Raw genomic sequence first — 18442 nt, 5'->3', positions numbered from 1 at the left:
TTTATGTGTATCTTCAGGTACAATTATTTTATCATTCATGTCAATCAGTTCAAAGTCAGCGGAGACGCATTCAACTGTATTAAATTTTTTATCCGGCGGGGGAGAAATGGGAGAACGTATACGCTCTTTTGATTGGGCTGCAACGTCTCTTGGCCCGATCAGCACCTGGCCGCAAAGTTTGTTAACATCTGTTAGCATTATGCTGCATTCAACGTTTCCCATGTTTATCTGGTGGGGAGAAGAGATGATTCAGTTTTATAATGATGCGTACCGGCCGAGTTTAGGAAACGAGGGGAAACACCCGTCAGCGCTGGGTCAAAAAGGGGGGGATTGCTGGCAGGAAATCTGGCCGGTAATAAAGCCCATGATTGATGAGGTTATACAGGGGAAATCGACCTGGAATGAAAACCAGCTGATTCCGATTTACCGGAATGGTAAACTGGAAGATGTATACTGGACATTCGGTTACAGTCCGATTTACAAAGAGGGAGGCACTGTTGGCGGTGTGCTTGTTGTATGTACCGAAACAACAGATGCGGTAGTGAATCTGAAAAAAATTGAAGAGGATGAAAATAAGTTACGGTTCTCTATTGAAGCAGCAGAATTAGCTACCTGGGATTACGACCCTGCAACCAATAAATTTCAGGGAAATAATCTTCTGAAAGAATGGTTTGGCTTAGTGCCGCTGGAAGAAATTGATCTTTCCCTGGCACTCGCTGTAATAACAGATACCGACAGGCCTTTAGTTGTAAAGGCGATTGAGGCTGCGCTGGAACATACGTCCGGCGGTAATTATAACGTTGAGTATACCATTGTACATCCCGTTTCCAAGAAGGCACGCATTGTAAAAGCCAAAGGCAGAGCCTGGTTCAATGAAAAAAAGATTGCATACCGGTTTAACGGTATTCTGCAGGATGTAACAGAAGAAGTTTCTTCAAGAATGGCCTATGAAGAATCGCAGGATCAGATCCGTTTCGCTTCAGACCGTTTGCAGCTGGCTCTGGACGCAGGGGAGATCGGTTATTATGAGTGGGCGATCGAAAACGATGAAATGCATTGCAATAGTCTGTACAAGAAAATTTTCGGATTTTCAGATGCACATGATCCTACCTATAAAGAATTTACTTCCCAGATCTTTCCTAAAGACCTGAGTGTACGTAATAATGCTGTACAGCGGGCTATTCTGGTGGGTGGTGTTTATAATGCCGAATACCGGGTACGTCACCCAAATGATGAACTGCGCTGGGTGAAATCATTTGGTAAAGCCATATATGATGAGAAAGGCAAACCTGTAAAACTTATCGGGATGATCCTGGATATTACCGAACACAAACAGTTTGCAGAAGAGCTGAGCAGGCAGGTGCGGGAACGTACTGCAGAACTGAAGCAAACCAATTCAGATCTGCTGCAATTTGCGCATGTTGCCAGTCATGACCTGAAAGAGCCGGTGCGGAAGGTAAAAATTTTCAGTGGACGCATACGTGATGAGTTTAAAAAAGAACTGCCTGTAAAAGGGCATATCTACCTCGAAAAAATACAGCATTCAACAGACCGTATGCTTTCTATGATTGAAGGGGTGCTGATGTATTCCACGCTAAGTAATCTTACTCAGGTAATGGAGAAGGTGGATTTAAATCAGGTAATCGGAAATATTCAAAAAGACCTTGAGATCCTGATTGAGGAGAAGCAAGGCATGATACAAATGGATAAGCTGCCGGTCATTCATGGCGTTCCGGTATTGATGTACCAGCTTTTTTATAATCTGATCAATAATGCCCTTAAATTTTCAAAAAGTAATGTGCCCAGCCGGATCACCATCACGTATGAGCAGGAAAAGATCTCCTCTGTGTGGTATGACCGGATCACCCTTTCCGATAACGGGATCGGATTTTCTAACGATCAGGTAGATAGGATGTTTGATGCTTTTATACGTTTAAATTCCAAAGATAAATACGAAGGTACCGGGCTGGGACTGGCTCTGTGTAAAAAAATTGTTGACAGGCACAACGGAAATATTTTTGCTTCAGGTGAAAAAGATAGTGGAGCGGTATTCACAATTTTATTACCTTTGAAGAAAATTAAATCATAAGAATAAATGGCGATAGAGTTTTTGCTGGTAGATGATGATACGGATGATTCAGATTTAATATTTGAAGTGTTGAAAGAAATGGACAGTGATGTCAAGTATACCTACGCAATGGAAGGGCCGGAAGCATTGACCATGCTGGAAAAAGGATATACACCTCATATTATTTTTTTAGATATCAATATGCCGGGAATGAATGGCTGGCAGTGTTTAACAAAATTGAAATCCAGCGACCGAAGCAAGGACGTACCAGTTATCATGTATTCTACTTCTTCGTATCCACATGAGATTGAGAAAGCATTTCAATTGGGTGCGCTGGCATTTTTTACAAAGCCAAATCATTATTCGTTGCTTAAAAAGAATATACAGATTGTGCTGGAAGCCGTTGGTACAGATAACCTTAAATCGCTGGAGAAAAAGGTGCTTGATTCTATAACACCTTCTGAAAAGAAACCTTAAGAACAAAAGGCATTATTCTGTTTTAATTATCAACAGAATAATCCTTACGTACATTGGGTAACACAATGGTAACACTGGTACTTTCGTTGTCAACAGAAGTAACGGTAACACTTCCTTTCAGTTTTTCAACAAATTCTTTTACCATATAGAGCCCCAATCCGGCGCCATCACTTTTTTCAGAAGCCCGGTAGAACATATTAAAAATATTGGGCATGAATTTTTCAGGAATCCCCAATCCATTATCTTTAAAACTCATCGCAGCATGTTCAGGTGTACAGATCACCTGAATAAGCAGAACAGATTTCTCTTTATACGGATCGCGGTATTTAATGACATTTGATAAAATACTATTGAAGATAACTTCTAAGCGATAAGCATCTGAATAAAACGGAGCCTGCGCTGTATTGATAATAGTAACTTCTACTTCATTGGAGCCGGGTAAATACGAAACATTTTTCATTGCTTTATCCAGCAGCGCGTTGATGTCAATGGCGTCTGTATCAACTTCCAGACGTGCATTTTTAGATTGATCCACCATTTGCCGCAAGGTAGTATCCAACCGCTTCACACAGGTTTCCATCATCTGATGCAGTTCCTTCACGCTCATATCATTTTTTTCCTGCGATTCTTTTTCCGCCAGGTGCAGCAAGCCGCTTACCGTTGAAAGCGGTCCGCGTAAACTGTGTGAGATGCTGTAAATAAAAGAATCCAGCTCTTTATTGATTTTCAGGATCTGTTCATTCTGCTCCTTTAATTCCTGCATGGCCTGAAGTTTCATTCTTTCAAGTTCGCGTTGGCGGAGCGCTGTTAAGATGGCACTGGGTAAGCGGGAAAGGTTAGATTTGAGAATGTAATCGTCGATACCATGTTTCAGACAGGTAACGGCAAATTCTTCAGAAACGGCGCCTGTTACCAGGATAAAAGGTATCAGCAGGTTTTCATTTAAACAGATTTTGTGTGCTTCAATGGAATTGAACTGCGGAAGGGAATGATCAGAAAGTATTACGTCCGGCTGGTATTCTTTAATGCCTTTTATAAATTCAGATTTAGAATCTACCTGAAGTGTGGAATGATCAATACCTGCTTTTTGAAGCACGTTCTCAATAATAGTGACATCATCATCAACATCTTCAAGCATTAATACTTTAATTTTTTCCATTGTTTTCATAACCGGGTTAGGCATACAGCAATCAACACTTTTTTCTTTTATCACTTGCCGTTGTGCGGATTAAACCTATCTACACATTTATTTATTAATATACCTTCAATAAACAATTGATGCAATAAACAAATGTTAAAAAAAGTATATTAAACTGTGTATTGTGTTGTACAGCTCCGTGTTGACTGTTAAAGGTATTTTAATTCTGCTGTCGTTTTTATTTTTCCTGTGTATAATTATTTTATTTTATTGAAAATATTTTATTGAACTACTGTTTAATTTTTTATTTTTATATATATGAAATTTACATTAGATAATAAAATTCTGGCTGGATTAGGAGCCTGCACGATTGTTTTGATTATTGTGGGCTTTATTTCCTACCGGAATAGTGAAAAATACCGTGAAACCAACGAATGGGTAGACCATACCCACAAGGTTTTGTACGCATTGGAACAGATTTTAGTTACAGAGATTGATGCCGAGACTTCCATGCGCGGGTATGTTATTACCGGAACCAGCAGTTTTTTAAAACCTTATAACCGCGCCATCGATAATATTTATTTTAATATTGATATTGCTAAGGACTTAACGGTTGATAATACGGTTCAGCAAAAACGGATTGCAATGATCCAGGGTCTGGTAGATCAGCATATGACACATCTGGATAGCTGTATTAAGCTGCGCCATACCGATTATGATAAAGCCCAGTCTCTGGTTGCCAGTGAAAACGGCAAACGCATCATGGATAAGATCCGCGACAATATTGAACTTGCCAAGGATGAAGAATTCCGGTTACTGGAAATCCGCAAGAAAGATAGTGATAACGATGCGCGTGATTTTAACTTTGTTTTCATTACACTTATTGTTTGTATCATTATCGTATTAATAGCGGTTTATTTTATTATTATTTCAAATTTATCGGCCTTACGCAAAGCAGAAAAAACGACAGCAGATAAAAACTGGACACTTACCGGCAGCGCCGGCCTGGCACAGGATATGCAGGGTAATCTACTCATCCAGGAACTTTGCCAGGCAGTTATCAACCATTTTGTACGGTATCTCAATATTAATCTCGGGGCGTTGTATGTATCCAATGAGGTGGAATCTTCTTTACATCTGTTAAGCGGGTATGCACTTTCCAAAGCGAAAAAAGAAATGCCGGCTATCCGTTTTGGTGATGGCATTGTCGGTCAGGTAGCTCAGGAAAGAAGATTGCTTGTATTGGAAAACATTCCTGGGGAAAATTTTGTACTGGAATCAGGTTTGGGAGATATTCAGCCCAGTCATATTTTAATTGCTCCCATTCTGTATCAGGAACGTATGCTTGGCGTAATTGAACTGGGGAGCCTTGAGCCTTTTACCGAAAATCACAAAGAGTATATGAGCCATGTTATGGATAGTATAGCCATTGCTATTACATCGGCACATGCACGGGAAAAAGTACGCGAACTGCTGGAAGAGACACAACGCCAGTCGGAAGAACTGGAAGCTCAGCAGGAAGAGCTGAAACAGTATAACGAAGAGCTACAGGTAAAAACTGAATTGCTTGAAAAAAATGAAGCCGAATTACGTTCGCAACAGGAAGAACTGCACCAAAGCAATGAAGAGTTAGAAGAAAAAGCGAACCTGCTGGAAGAGCAAAAAGAGACGCTTGAAAATGCTAAAATGCAGATTGAAACGAAAGCACATGAGCTTGAACTGAACAGTAAATACAAATCAGAATTTCTAGCAAACATGTCGCATGAACTGCGTACACCGCTGAACAGTATCCTGATTCTCTCTCAGTTGCTGGCGGATAATAAAAATAAATCGTTAAGTGAAAAAGAAGTTGAGTTTGCGCAGAACATCTGTAATTCAGGTTCTGACCTGCTGGAACTTATAAACGAGATTCTGGATCTTTCTAAAGTAGAATCCGGAAAGCTGGATCTTGAAATTGAAGATGTATCTTTAAGCAAGATCTGCAGCAGCATTCATGCCATGTTTGATGAAGTGGCTAAAAAGAAATTGATTCAGTTTAAGGTTAACTGTTCAGAAAAATTACTTCAGACGACTGTTCATACAGACCGTCAGCGACTGGAGCAGATCATACGAAACCTGCTTTCAAATGCCTTTAAGTTTACAAGTGCTAAAGGTGCTGTAACCTTTAAGATAGAGGCGGCTTCTGAATCAACCGTTTTCCGAAACAAAAATCTGAATGCCCATAATTGCCTGGCACTTTCTGTTACGGATACCGGTATCGGTATTCCGCAGAATAAGCAGCAGATCATTTTTGAAGCCTTCCAGCAGGTGGATGGATCAACCAAACGCAAGTATGGCGGTACAGGATTGGGTCTTTCGATCAGCAGGGAACTTTCAACAGCTTTGGGCGGTGAGATACATGTATTCAGCGAAGAAGACAAAGGGAGTACCTTCACCTTGTTTATTCCATACAGCTTCAATGAATCCAATACTATCAGCACAGACCGGTATGCAGATGCCGTTAAGCCGGAGCTGGTTGCCGCAGCCTTAACCGAACCTGTGCTTTCGGCCTCTCTGGAAGAAGAAGCTCTTGCTGAAGAAGCGGAAGACTTTTCGGATGACCGGAATATGATTACTGCAAATGACAAAGTGGTCTTGCTGATGGAAGACGATATTGTTTTTGCAAAGCTGATGCTTGATTTCCTGCACGAACGTAAGTATAAAGGTATTATTGCTACCAGAGGCAATACCGGCTTAAGCTATGCACGCCAGTATAAACCGGACGCGATCATGCTGGATATGAAGCTGCCTGTTATGGATGGTGCGGAAGTATTGAAACAATTGAAAAATGATCCGGCCCTGAGACATATTCCGGTGCAGATTATTTCAGGCTATGATCGCAAGCGTGAAGGCCTTGAACTGGGGGCGTTTGACTATATCCGCAAGCCGGTCACAAAAGAAGTTTTGTTAAAGGCATTTGATAAGATCGAAGACTTTGGGCGTAAAAAACTGAAAAAATTACTTGTTGTTGAAGATAATGAAACACAGAATACGGCTATCCGCGAATTGGTGGGTAACGGTGATGTAAAGAGTTATTCTGCGTACACAGGTAAGGAAGCCTATGAGATGCTTTTAAAAGATGAATACGATTGCATTATCGTTGACCTGGGTTTGCCTGATATGTCGGGTTTTGACCTGATTGAACAAATCAAAGAAAAACCGGAAATAAAAGGTATTCCGATTATCGTATACACGGGCAGAGATCTTACGGCTGATGAAAAAAACCTGCTGAATAAACTGGCCAGTGCGGTTGTATTAAAAACAGCCAATTCACAGGAGCGGTTGCTGGATGAAACAACATTGTTCCTGCACCGTGTAGAATCTAAATTACCGAAAGAAAAACAACACATCATCCGTAAACTGCATAAGACAGAAGAAATTCTCAAATCTAAAAAGGTACTGGTTGTTGATGACGATATACGCAACGTGTATTCATTAACCAATGCACTGGAAGAAGAAGAGATGACTTGTTTCATTGCAGAAAATGGAAAAATAGCCTTGCAGGTGCTGACAGAAAATCCGTCTATCGAAATTGTACTGATGGATATCATGATGCCTGAAATGGATGGGTATGAAGCTACAAAAGCGATACGCAACATGCCGCAATTTGATAAGATTCCGATCATTGCCATTACAGCTAAAGCAATGAAAGGCGATCGGGAAAAATGCCTGGCAGCAGGTATGTCGGATTATATTTCGAAGCCGATTAACATGGAACAATTGCTTTCATTGTTACGTGTCTGGCTGTATAATTAATCATTGATTTTTCAGTAAGAACAGCCTTGGGCTGTTTCTTACTGAAAGTCATGCAGCTCACGATTTATCTGCTGTCATACACTCAGGTTTAGGGATCATGGTATTAAATTGTATACATTGCTAACATTCCATGAAATAATCCGCTGAGGACATGGGCAGATTAAATACTTTTTATTATCATCAACTATGGACAATTCGTTAACACCAAATACATTTCAATATCCACAGGAAGAGTTAAAAGCCTTTCTGGATGCGATCCGGTTCATGTATGGATATGATTTTACAGAATATGCCGAAGCGTCTGTTAAGCGCCGGATTATAAATTTCATGAACATTTATAAGATTCCTACGTTACAGGATCTAAGTAAATTGTTATTGAAGGATGAAAACGTTTTTGAAACATTTATTCAGGAGTTGTCTGTTACTGTAACAGAAATGTTCAGAGACCCTACTTTTTATAAAAGTTTACGTGAAAATGTAATGGAACGCCTTGCTACGTATCCGGTAATTAAAATCTGGATCGCGGGTTGTGCAACAGGCGAGGAGGTATATTCCGTTGCCATTGTATTAAAAGAAGCCGGGCTTCTTGACCGTTCTATTATTTATGCCACAGACATCAATCAGAAGTCTATTCAGATAGCAAAAGAAGGATTGTATTCGGTTGAAAATATGAAAGCGTATACGGCAAATTATAATCATTCAGGCGGCAAGCATTCCTTGTCTTCCTATTATATTTCCAAATACAACTCTGTACTGTTTGATAAATCGCTGAAGCAGAACATTGTATTTTCACCACATAATTTAACGGTTGACAAATCATTTAATGAATTTCAACTGATCGTTTGCCGCAATGTGCTGATTTATTTTAATCAGCAGCTGCAAAATAAAGTTATTAATCTTTTTCATGAGAGTTTGTGTTCGTTTGGTTTTTTAGCGTTGGGAAGTAAAGAATCACTTTTGTTTACCGACAAAAAAACAAACTTCGAAGATGTCGACAAGAAGGAACGTATATTTATGAAAATACGATGAAAAGTAACGCAGAGAGTAACCGGGAATTTTCTGCAATTGTTATTGGTGTGTCTGCGGGTGGCCTGCACGCACTTATTCAAGTACTTGGAAAACTTCCGGCTGATTATGTTATCCCCATTATTGTTGTACAGCATCGCGGAAAAGAATATAAAGATCTTCTCGAAGACGTACTGCAGACTAAATGTTTGCTGAAGATAAAACAGGCAGATGAAAAAGAATCCATTGAACCGGCACATATTTACATTGCACCGGCTGATTATCATTTGCTTATAGAACATGATAAAACATTTTCACTAACTTCAGACATGTATGTAAAACACAGCCGGCCGTCTATTGACCTGTTGTTTACAACAGCGGCTGAAGTGTATAAAGAAAAACTTTTGGGTATTATACTCACAGGAGCCAGTAGTGACGGCGCAGAAGGTATGCGGGAAATAAGAAGAGTGGGAGGTCTTACTATTGCTCAGGATCCGCTTACAGCTGAATATCCGTACATGCCACAGGCTTCAATAAACATCGGGGCCATTGACACTATTTTGACATTGGACGAGATTACGTCCTTTTTAATGCGTATTTATGAAAGAGGGTAAAGCCAATATTTTAATCATTGATGATATTTCAAGTAACATATTTGCACTTGAAAATCTATTAATGACAGAAAATCGTACTTTTTTTAAAGCAACCTCTGGAGATGAAGGATTAAAACTTGCTTTAAGTAAGCCGGTTGATCTTATCATTCTGGATGTACAAATGCCGGAAATGGATGGCTTTGAAGTAGCGAACATGCTTAAGTCAAATAAGCGTACCAAAGATATTCCGATTTTATTTGCATCTGCTGAATTAAAGGAGCAGAAAAATATGCTGAAAGGTCTGGAAGAAGGCGCGATTGATTATTTATTTAAACCGCTTGACCCGGAGATTACCAAGGCAAAAGTGAATATGCTTATCCGCCTTGAATTACAGCGCAAGGAGATGGTGGAAATAAACAGTGCCTTAGAAAAGTCTGCCATCCTTATCAATAACTGCCTGGACATCATTTGCACCATTGATGCGGAAACCTTTAAGTTTGAAGCCTTCAATGTTGCCATGACAAATGTGCTGGGCTATTCAAGCGAAGAAATTACCAGCCAGTCTTTATTATTTTTTCTTCAGGAGTCTGACCGGGAGTTTATAAAGAACCTGAAAAAATCGGATTCAAATACTGGTTCGTTTGAAATACAGATCATCTGTAAAGATTCATCTATTAAATGGCTTCAGTGGAACATTGTTGTTAAAGGTGGAAAATGGTTTTCAAATGCCCGTGATATTACTGAGCGCAAGAAAAAAGACGATGAAATTATACGCCTGAATCAGGATCTTCATGAAAATATTCAGCAACTGGAAAATGCAAATAAAGAACTGGAATCCTTTTCGTATTCTGTTTCTCATGACTTGCGTGCTCCGTTGCGTTCTATCAACAACTACGCACAAATGCTTGAAGATGCCTTTGCTGCGCAGATGGACGAAAAATCAACCCGCCTGTTGGGAAACATCAAGCGTAATGCCTTCCGGATGGATACATTGATTGATGACCTGCTTGCGTTCTCCCGGTTGGGAAGAAAGCCTGTACAGAAGCAGTCGATTAATATGAACGACCTGGTACAACATGTGTATGCAGATATGCAAGGTACCTTCAAGGGAGAATTTGTTCTTCCTGCGCTGCCGGATATTGATGCAGATTATAATCTGTTAAAACAGGTTGTGGTTAACCTGCTTTCCAATGCCATTAAATATTCAGGTAAAATAGAAGAACCCAGAATTGAAGTTGGCTATACAAAGAACCCAAATGCAGTTGTTTACTACATCAAGGATAACGGTGCAGGTTTCGACATGGAATACAGCGATAAACTGTTTGGTGTCTTCCAACGCCTCCATAGTACAAAAGAATTTGAAGGGACCGGTGTTGGCCTGGCGATTGTAAAACGGATTGTTGAAAAACATGGGGGCACCATATGGGCAGAAGCAAAAGTAGGAGAGGGTGCAACGTTTTATTTTTCATTACCTGCTCCTGTATAACAGATACTAATTCAACAGGCTTTATACTGCCTGATTAATTTTGTTAAAATTATTTATGGCCATTCATTTCTTTCGGGAATGAATGGCCATTTGTATTTTATGAGGTCTCATATGTGATTTATACAAGCATTCTATAAAAATGTGTAAGCGATTACAGCATGTATTTTCACACCTTTGGTATACAAAAATTAACACATATAAATTTTAGGTTTTATGAAATTAGGACTATCAGAAGAGAGCATAAAAAAAAGCGTGAGCATGTTGTCGATTGCATTGGCAGATGAAATGACCTTATATGTAAAAACAAGAAAATTTCACTGGAATGTTTCCGGCCCAAGCTTTATGGAACTTCATAAATTGTTTGAAGCACAATATACGCAGCTTGAAGCGGTAATCGACGAAATTGCAGAACGTATCAATAAGTTTGATTCAAAAACAATCGGAACGATGGAAGAGTTCGGTAGAGTAACACGCTTAAAAGAAGCACCAGGAAAATATCCTTCGCAAAAAGAAATGATACAGGAATTACTTGCCGATCACGAAACAATAATTGTTGAATTAAGAAAAGATATTGACGTAGACAGCGATGCCGGTACAACAGACTTTTTTACAAAGCTGCTTCAGGATCATGAAACAATTGCGTGGACGTTGCGCAGATATTTAAACTAATTATTTAATATAGTTTTATTCAGATACAAGTGCTTCATTCCTCAGTAAAATCAGTGGAATGAAACACTTGTATTTATAATTTATACAGATTGTTTGGCATTTACAGTTGAATTTTTTTAGTTGTTTTTTTTTATTGGGGATCTATTATGCGCAGAAATTATTTTAATGCCCTATATCAAATTCTTTATTAGTAGATAGAGCATACGTTAATTTTAATTAACGTGTGTTAAAATTATGTAACGTTTCGTTTATATGTTGTAACACATGCTCCCGTTGTTTTTATGAATTTTACATCATACTAAAAACAATACTATTATGAGACGTAAAAGAAATACAAACGGAATTTTCGAACCAATATTGAGAATTGCAGCACTATTTTTTACAGCATATATGATGGTTGCATTTTCAATTATGCTAATGAATTAGGTACATTACTGATTCATTTAAATGTATATTAATATTGGTTGAGTATTAAAATCTTACATCTGTATGTTGTATTTATGTAACCCTATCCGAATAAAATAAGTATATATCTATGTGTTTATTCAAGTAATTAATACAATGAGATTATATAAAAAAGGATATGTTCGGTTGCATCGATTTGTGCGTGAAGCAGGAAATACCATTACCTCTCCACCGGTGTATACAGTTGCAATAATTTTTACGGCCATTATTAGTGTTATTTATCTCGCCTGAGATAAACAGGTGTTTCTTATAAAACAGAACACCCTTATTTTCTTACTTTCTGTAAGATTGTCTTCTGAATTGCTAACATGTATTTAATTGATTGAGCAACGGGTTAAATGTATATATTTGCCTGGTGTACAATCATTATGATGCTTATTTAACTTGATACCTATGTATAGATGGCTTACGGCCGCAGTATTTTTGCTATTTTTTGTCGTTGCAGTCCATGCACAGGAAACAAAAAAGAAAGAGAATGTATTTTTACATCCCGACAAATTCTACGCAAAATATTTTCCCAATATTAAAATTACTTACAATCCATCGGATTCAACGTATATTAAAACGTATCCGAAAAATTATATGACGGTTGCATTGCATGTACTATCGCCAACCATATATGCAAATCTTGAACCTTCGGGTGCGCCGCAGGCTTCATCTGACCTGCGTACAAATGTTAAAACCATTACCGGCTTATCGTTCAGTTACCGGCATGTAACAGCAGGTTTCGCATTAAGCTTATTACCTCCTTTAGGTGATCCTCCAGGTTACGGATCCTCACGCTACCGTACGGCTACAATCAAATATAAAAGCCCTATTTATATACTTACGTTTCGGTTTATGAAAATTAAGGGTATGACAGATATCAATGCATTTAATTCACTTGATCTGGCACAGCAGACTGTTTACCGGCCGGATATCATCATTAAAGAATATGAGTTTGAAGGAATTTACAATTTCAACTGGAAAAAATATTCCTATCTCTCTACCATTGATTATACGGAAAGCCAGATCAAAAGTCACTTGGGCTTTATGGTAAAAGCCGGCGTATACAGTCAGCAGTTTTACGGCGACAGCAATCTGCTGAGTGTACCGCAACGGCCGTATTTTGAATCGTTTGATAATATTACGCGTATGAATGGGTTTAATATAAAATTATCTCCCGGTGCGGGCGGCAACCTGGTTATTAAAAAACATTTTTATATGGCTTGTGCGATTTTTTCTCCGCTTAACCTGTATGTAAACCGTCTGTTTACAACGGAGGGAATTGCACATAAAGAGACAAGCTTTCAATGGGTACTGGATGGTTCTGCAAGCATTGGATATCAGTCAAAACGTTTTTATGCAGCGCTGCGTTATGAGATTGATGGACGGACAGCTGCATTAACTACGTTCAGGTATACGAGCGTGTACAGTTATATCGGATTGGATGTAGGATACCGTTTCAAGGCACCTACCTTTGTTAAAAAGTTTTATAAAGATACCATGCCGCCCGGTATGTAGCCCGGTTATGTTATTACAGAAAGTCTCTGGGTTCTGTGTACAGATATAACAGCGTAGTGGTATAAATAGCAAGTGATAAACGGATGTTGCATAGGCATACACGTACAATAGAGCTGAATTTTATATAGCAGCATATTTCAATTATGCTGCAATGGATTTTAAAACTTCAAACACCCTAAAGGCATTTTTTTAATCGGGACTGATTATTTTTATTCTCCCGTCTGATTGTCAGGAGCATCTACCGGTTTTGATTGTGATGAGCCTTGCTGACGTAAAAAAATGGACAGGACGATTATGGCAAATACAGAAAGAAATTCGCTCTGCCAGTTTTGGAAAGATTCAAACCATATTTTAGAGCTACCGATAAATGAACTAACCGTTTCCAATGGTTTATGATGTAGCGCAAGTTTTTCGTTTTCCTCTTTTAAGCTGCCATAAAAATGTACAACAAAAGAAAGCGCAAAAAGCATTAACAGAACCAGGGTAAGTGAGTGTTTATAGAAGATTAAGATCCAGCCACCTTTCTTCACAGGCCATGGTACATGTCTGCGAAGTACCGAAGGCTCTCTGTCAACATCTTCTTTCTTATGAAAATCCTTCGATTCAGAAGATCCCTTCTGCTGTAGAAAAATAGTAAAGATTACAAATAATGCCATTTGCAGAAATTCGCTTTCCCAGTTTTCAAAGGTTGCTTCCAGAAAATGACCGGTGCTGAAATACTGGAGCAGACTTACAGGATTTACGTGATCTTCTATACGTTGCTCATTATATTGAGCTAAACCAAAAAATGTTTGACCGATAATTGCCAATACAAACAGCAACAGGAAAGCCAGCGAAAGTGAATTATTCGTTATGATTTTTTTCATATTGTGCTCCTTGAATATCTGTTGTTTTTTTATAAGCCCCGGCTGCGGCAATACCGAAAAAAATATGCGCCAGCAATAGATGTTTATAATATGCATCATAGTCTTTAACAGGTGGTTTTGGATGCAGGGCAATGGTAGCGCGCCATACAGCTATACCAACTAATCCGCTGAGTGCGCCAAGCACAGCTCCGGATTTTATATTGGGTTTAACAGAGGTTTTTTCCCAGATCTGATCGTAAACAGCAGTAAAAACTGTGCCCACTCCATAATGTAAGATCCAACCGCTTATGTTTGCCTGCTGCTTGCTTATATCAGGAAGAACACGTTTGATTAATTCGCCCAGTATTTCAGGCTCTCTGAAATTTTTATGTTTGCTGTCTGAAATCAGGTAGCTGAAAAGGCTCATCAGACTGGTTCCACCGGCACTTGCTGATACTGTTTTTATGATGTCCATGCTGTTAGATTTTAATGCATTCAAATGTAAAAACAAGTATACCCGCCTTGTATCATGATAAAAAATATTCGTTACATGTTTCCCATATGCTCTATTAAAAATACCATTCCTTTAGTAATTTATATATCATTTAAAAACATTTAAACATGCGTTTACTTACTGCATCTTTGCTGGTGTTTATTTCTTATCATATATCCTTTGCTCAGGCCGATCAAACAAAAGAAAAGAAACCTAAAGCTGTACCGGATACGAATTTTATTATGACTTATCCGAAATACATCAGCTTGGGTATTTACACAGCATCACCATTAATGCAGATTGTTGTTGATCCGGTTAACAGTGCACAGGATAGATATAAAAGTGATTTTAGAGGAAATTTTTCTGACCTGCTTGGCTTGACATTTTCTTACCGGTCAATTTATATTCAATATGCATTTAAAACACCTTTTGGTCCAACCGAAGATTCACGTAAGGGTAGGTCTGCGAGTACAGGCATTACGCTGCGTATACGTAAGCCTCGTATAACGCTTGCTGCGGAATACCGTCGCTATAAAGGTTATTATGACAGTAACGTGTCTTCTTATGATTCAGATACCGGAAGCTATTATGTACGACCCGATATGAATTATAAGAATATCGGTGTAAATGGTATCTATAATTTTTCCTGGCGGAAATTTTCGTATAATGCTCCGCTTACCTATATGGACAGGCAGCTTAAAAGCCGTATTGGTTTTCTGGTGAAGGGCGGTGCAAACTACACTACTATTTATTCTTCGGATTCAACCATTTTATCGCGGGCACAGGCATATAACTTTGATTCCTTTTATGGTATCAGTTCCGTTCATGCTTTGCTGTTTAAAGCCGGTCCGGGTGCAGGTGTAAACATTGTTTTCTGGAAGCGTTTTTATTTTTCTCTGAACTATTTTATCATGGGGAATTTTATAGGGTATCAATATAAATCTGTAGAGGAGGGATACAGCAGCTGGCGCACGAATGCAAATCTATATACAGAAACTGCAACCGGCTTTGGTTATAATTCAAAACGTTTATATGCCGGCATCAGCTTTAACGGAGATATCAATATCATGCGAATAAAAGGGGCGAGTATTAAAACGAATTTCGCCAGCGTCTCTATTACCGTAGGATATCGATTTAATACACCCCGATTTATTGATCGAGGATGGAAAAACGTAACAGAAAAAATTCAGGAGATTAAAAGCTAACTCAATTATGATCTGTCTGCGACAAAAAAGAAATTGTGGGAATCCTATAACTTTTTGTGTAACGGGTGTAATCATTTACATGAAGGAACATGGATCTTTGATAAAAAAAGCATATGAACATTAAACGAATATTCGGCGCAGCATTAACTGTTTTAGGCGTAGGTTTTTTAATCTATACGGCTATTTTATTTTCAGGAACAGGAAGTCCGGTTAAGCCTATGATTATATATGGTGTATTAGGATTCGTTTTTTTCCTTTCCGGAATGGGTCTGATACGCACAATGAACGATGCCGCATAAATAAAATTTAGTTCTTTTTACAAACCCTATTCAACATCGTTTTGATACAACCGTATTTCTTCTGCGATCTGATTTTTGACCGCATCACCTGCTGAACGGTTATTAGCGGAAGAGTGATCCGAAAAGTTAATATTCATTATCCCGATTCTATCTGTATTATATAACATTTCTGAATCCGCTTTCCCGTTTAACGGAATTGTGAACGTGAGATTGCGCAGACTGTAGTTTTCTTTATGACTAAGGGAGCGGCTGTTCATATGGTTTATCTGTGAAAGTATCAGCTGTGTTCCGCTGCATTCTATTTGGCTGTAATAGCCGGGCCGGTAATCGTCTCCGGCATATTGATTAATGGCTTTTTGTGCAATGCGGTCTGCAATAGCAAGACTATTCAGTATATCTCTGGAAAGCCAACTGGCCGGAACGCTGTTTTGGGCAAAGGATGCCTGATGCAGGCTTGGGTTTGATTTGATTGAAGTTAATAATTCAAATGCTGCGCCCGAATTATGATACAAATCTTTAACATATATTTTTCCCTGATTTATTTCAAACAGCACCTGAATATGTATGTGTTTTGTATTATCGGAATCTACATGTAAAACCCTTAGCGAAATTTCATCATAACTCAGACTCACGGTATAGGTAAATATTACGTTGTCCTGCTTTATTTTTTCATTGTGTGCCAGCAATTGTGCGTGCTGTATGTAGGGATATAATGCATATATACTTTCTGCTGCTGTCATGTATAAAAGATTAATTGGTTTGCGCAATGTGAACGCTTCATATTTTAATTAACAATAATACAATATTTTTCTTATGTGGTAAACATACAAGCAATAAAGAACATGATGTAAGTCATCACCTGTAAGATTGATTTAAATTCGTTATATAAAAAACAACTAACTATTTATTAACTACCGCTATGGAAAATCAAAATAACAACAACCGTAAATTACTAACAGGTATGTTCAGTGATCGTGAAAGCACAGAAAATGCTTATAATGCTTTACATGAAAGAGGGTATAAGCAGGATGATGTACATTTACTGATGTCTGATGATACACGCAAAAAGCATTTTGCAGATGAAGATACGGAGATCGGTACGAAAGCTGCGGCTGGTATGGGGGCAGGTTCTGCTATCGGAGGCACTATAGGTGCTGTTGCTGGTATTATTGCCGCAATTGGTACAACACTTGTAATTCCGGGTCTTGGTCTGGTAATTGCCGGACCGATTGCAGCAGGCCTTGCAGGTGCAGGTGCGGGCGGATTAACGGGTGGTATCATCGGAGCACTTGTAGGTGCTGGTATCCCTGAAGAACGTGCACGTATCTACGAAGAAGGTATTAAAAAAGGCAACGTTGTATTGGGTGTAAACCCTCGCAATGATGAAGATGCCGACTATTTCAAAAACAACTGGAAACAAAACAGAGGTGAAGAAATTTACCACTCTTAAATTCAGCATTTCAAACGCTTCAACTAATATAAAGTATACACGCATTTAAATATACCGTTATGAAAACAATTATATCCATTACCATCATATTTATAGCCTCTCTATTCATCAGTTCATGCAGCGTAATAGGAGGGATCTTTAATGCTGGCATGAGTGTAGGTATTTTCTTAACGGTATTTTTTTTAGCGATTATCCTTTTTATTGTGTTACGGTTTAGTAAAAGAAAAGAATAATAAACAAACATTTAATAAAGCTAAAAACTACAACTATGGAAAAGAAAACAACAACTGCAAACGGTGCAAAAAAAACTGCTCCGAAAACTACCAAACAAAAATCAACAAACAGTACAGGTTCCATGCAGGAATCACAGTTACAAAAATTATTTGAAGACGAATTAAAGGATATTTACTGGGCTGAAAAAGCATTGACCAAAGCCATTCCTAAAATGGTTAAACATGCTACTTCACAAGAATTGATCCAGGCCCTGGAATCACATTTGGAAGAAACACAGCAACATGTTACACGTTTGGAACAGGTGTTTGAAATCATCGGAAAAAATGCTGTAGCCAAAAAATGCGAAGCAATGGCAGGCCTGATTGAAGAAGCAACACAGATCATGGAAGAATGTGAAGAAGGTGCTATGTGTGATGCTGGTATCATTTCTGCGGCACAGAAAGTAGAACATTACGAAATCGCGAGCTATGGTACATTGTGTCAGTTTGCAGCAACATTAGGACTTTCAGAAGCAAAAGAAATTCTTGGTTCGACTTTGAATGAAGAAAAAACAGCAGATGAAAAACTATCTGAAGTTGCAGAAAGTGCAGTGAATATTGAAGCAGCACACGAAGAAGCATAAGCTTAATAAATACCAAAAGGTAGATATCCGTTCTGAAGCATAGACTACAGAGCGGATATTTTTTTTCTTTTAAGGATATTTTCATCAGGTAAATT

At 38.6% G+C, this 18442-nt stretch carries 17 protein-coding genes; 13 read left to right on the top strand and 4 right to left on the bottom strand.

The genetic code is table 11. The features are described from left to right. Positions 1–37 precede the first annotated feature (37 nt). Positions 38–2089, top strand: a complete 2052-nt coding sequence (locus CHU_RS10175; protein WP_041932332.1) for a sensor histidine kinase — start codon at positions 38–40, stop codon at positions 2087–2089. Between the two features lie 6 nt (positions 2090–2095). Then, entirely contained in the window at positions 2096–2545 is a 450-nt protein-coding gene (locus CHU_RS10170; protein WP_011585462.1) for a response regulator, read from the top strand. A gap of 22 nt (positions 2546–2567) precedes the next feature. Here CHU_RS10170 and CHU_RS10165 read toward each other — a convergent pair whose 3' ends face one another. Further along, a complete protein-coding gene (locus tag CHU_RS10165; protein WP_238379253.1) occupies positions 2568–3704 on the bottom strand; it encodes an ATP-binding response regulator in 1137 nt (378 codons plus the stop codon). A 297-nt stretch (positions 3705–4001) separates the two neighbouring features. Between CHU_RS10165 and CHU_RS10160 the strand changes: the two genes are divergently transcribed. The 6 genes from CHU_RS10160 to CHU_RS10135 all read left to right on the top strand — a co-directional run bounded on the left by CHU_RS10160 (position 4002) and on the right by CHU_RS10135 (position 13199). Beyond that, a complete protein-coding gene (locus CHU_RS10160; protein ID WP_011585460.1) occupies positions 4002–7478 on the top strand; it encodes a response regulator in 3477 nt (1158 codons plus the stop codon). A 186-nt stretch (positions 7479–7664) separates the two neighbouring features. Further along, positions 7665–8507: a CheR family methyltransferase gene (locus CHU_RS10155; RefSeq protein WP_011585459.1), complete on the top strand. Its 843-nt coding sequence runs from the start codon at positions 7665–7667 to the stop codon at positions 8505–8507. Continuing rightward, the gene (locus CHU_RS10150) at positions 8504–9097 is read left to right on the top strand and encodes a chemotaxis protein CheB (RefSeq protein WP_011585458.1); all 594 of its coding nucleotides are present in this window, start codon (positions 8504–8506) and stop codon (positions 9095–9097) included. Before CHU_RS10155 ends, CHU_RS10150 begins: the two co-directional genes overlap by 4 nt. Further along, positions 9084–10562 carry a sensor histidine kinase gene (locus CHU_RS10145; protein ID WP_011585457.1) on the top strand — a complete coding sequence of 493 codons (1479 nt, stop codon included), beginning with the start codon at positions 9084–9086 and terminating at the stop codon, positions 10560–10562. The genes CHU_RS10150 and CHU_RS10145 overlap by 14 nt, the downstream gene beginning before the upstream one ends. Positions 10563–10775: 213 nt before the next feature. Next, the gene (locus tag CHU_RS10140; protein ID WP_011585456.1) at positions 10776–11231 is read left to right on the top strand and encodes a Dps family protein; all 456 of its coding nucleotides are present in this window, start codon (positions 10776–10778) and stop codon (positions 11229–11231) included. A gap of 858 nt (positions 11232–12089) precedes the next feature. Further along, complete coding sequence (locus CHU_RS10135) at positions 12090–13199, top strand: DUF4421 domain-containing protein (RefSeq protein WP_041932331.1); 1110 nt, start codon at positions 12090–12092, stop codon at positions 13197–13199. A 209-nt stretch (positions 13200–13408) separates the two neighbouring features. Here CHU_RS10135 and CHU_RS10130 read toward each other — a convergent pair whose 3' ends face one another. Next, positions 13409–14065 carry a DUF6766 family protein gene (locus tag CHU_RS10130; protein WP_011585453.1) on the bottom strand — a complete coding sequence of 219 codons (657 nt, stop codon included), beginning with the start codon at positions 14063–14065 and terminating at the stop codon, positions 13409–13411. Further along, entirely contained in the window at positions 14043–14519 is a 477-nt protein-coding gene (locus CHU_RS10125) for a hypothetical protein (protein WP_041932330.1), read from the bottom strand. Before CHU_RS10125 ends, CHU_RS10130 begins: the two co-directional genes overlap by 23 nt. Positions 14520–14665: 146 nt before the next feature. Between CHU_RS10125 and CHU_RS10120 the strand changes: the two genes are divergently transcribed. Both CHU_RS10120 and CHU_RS10115 read left to right on the top strand, forming a co-directional pair. Next, positions 14666–15742: a DUF4421 domain-containing protein gene (locus CHU_RS10120; protein ID WP_011585451.1), complete on the top strand. Its 1077-nt coding sequence runs from the start codon at positions 14666–14668 to the stop codon at positions 15740–15742. A gap of 113 nt (positions 15743–15855) precedes the next feature. Next, a complete protein-coding gene (locus CHU_RS10115; protein ID WP_011585450.1) occupies positions 15856–16041 on the top strand; it encodes a hypothetical protein in 186 nt (61 codons plus the stop codon). Between the two features lie 26 nt (positions 16042–16067). On the opposite strand, the gene CHU_RS10110 is transcribed toward CHU_RS10115, so the two are convergent. Next, positions 16068–16781 carry a hypothetical protein gene (locus CHU_RS10110; protein WP_041932329.1) on the bottom strand — a complete coding sequence of 238 codons (714 nt, stop codon included), beginning with the start codon at positions 16779–16781 and terminating at the stop codon, positions 16068–16070. 179 nt (positions 16782–16960) lie between these two features. Here CHU_RS10110 and CHU_RS10105 point away from each other — a divergent pair, with 179 nt between their 5' ends. Genes CHU_RS10105 through CHU_RS10095 form a run of 3 tightly spaced genes read left to right on the top strand, consistent with a single transcriptional unit; the run spans position 16961 to position 18347 of the window. Next, positions 16961–17491 (top strand): hypothetical protein, encoded by a 531-nt coding sequence (locus CHU_RS10105; protein WP_011585448.1) that lies wholly within the window; start codon positions 16961–16963, stop codon positions 17489–17491. A 59-nt stretch (positions 17492–17550) separates the two neighbouring features. Next, positions 17551–17724, top strand: a complete 174-nt coding sequence (locus tag CHU_RS19395; RefSeq protein ID WP_143144188.1) for a phosphatidate cytidylyltransferase — start codon at positions 17551–17553, stop codon at positions 17722–17724. Positions 17725–17759: 35 nt separating this feature from the next. Then, entirely contained in the window at positions 17760–18347 is a 588-nt protein-coding gene (locus CHU_RS10095) for a ferritin-like domain-containing protein (protein WP_011585446.1), read from the top strand. The last annotated feature ends 95 nt before the right edge of the window (positions 18348–18442 follow it).

Origin of the sequence: Cytophaga hutchinsonii ATCC 33406, from assembly GCF_000014145.1 — a bacterium.
GTDB classification, from domain to species: Bacteria; Bacteroidota; Bacteroidia; order Cytophagales; family Cytophagaceae; genus Cytophaga; species Cytophaga hutchinsonii.
Note: the sequence above shows the minus strand (reverse complement) of the source record. Positions and strands in the feature narration are given on the sequence as shown.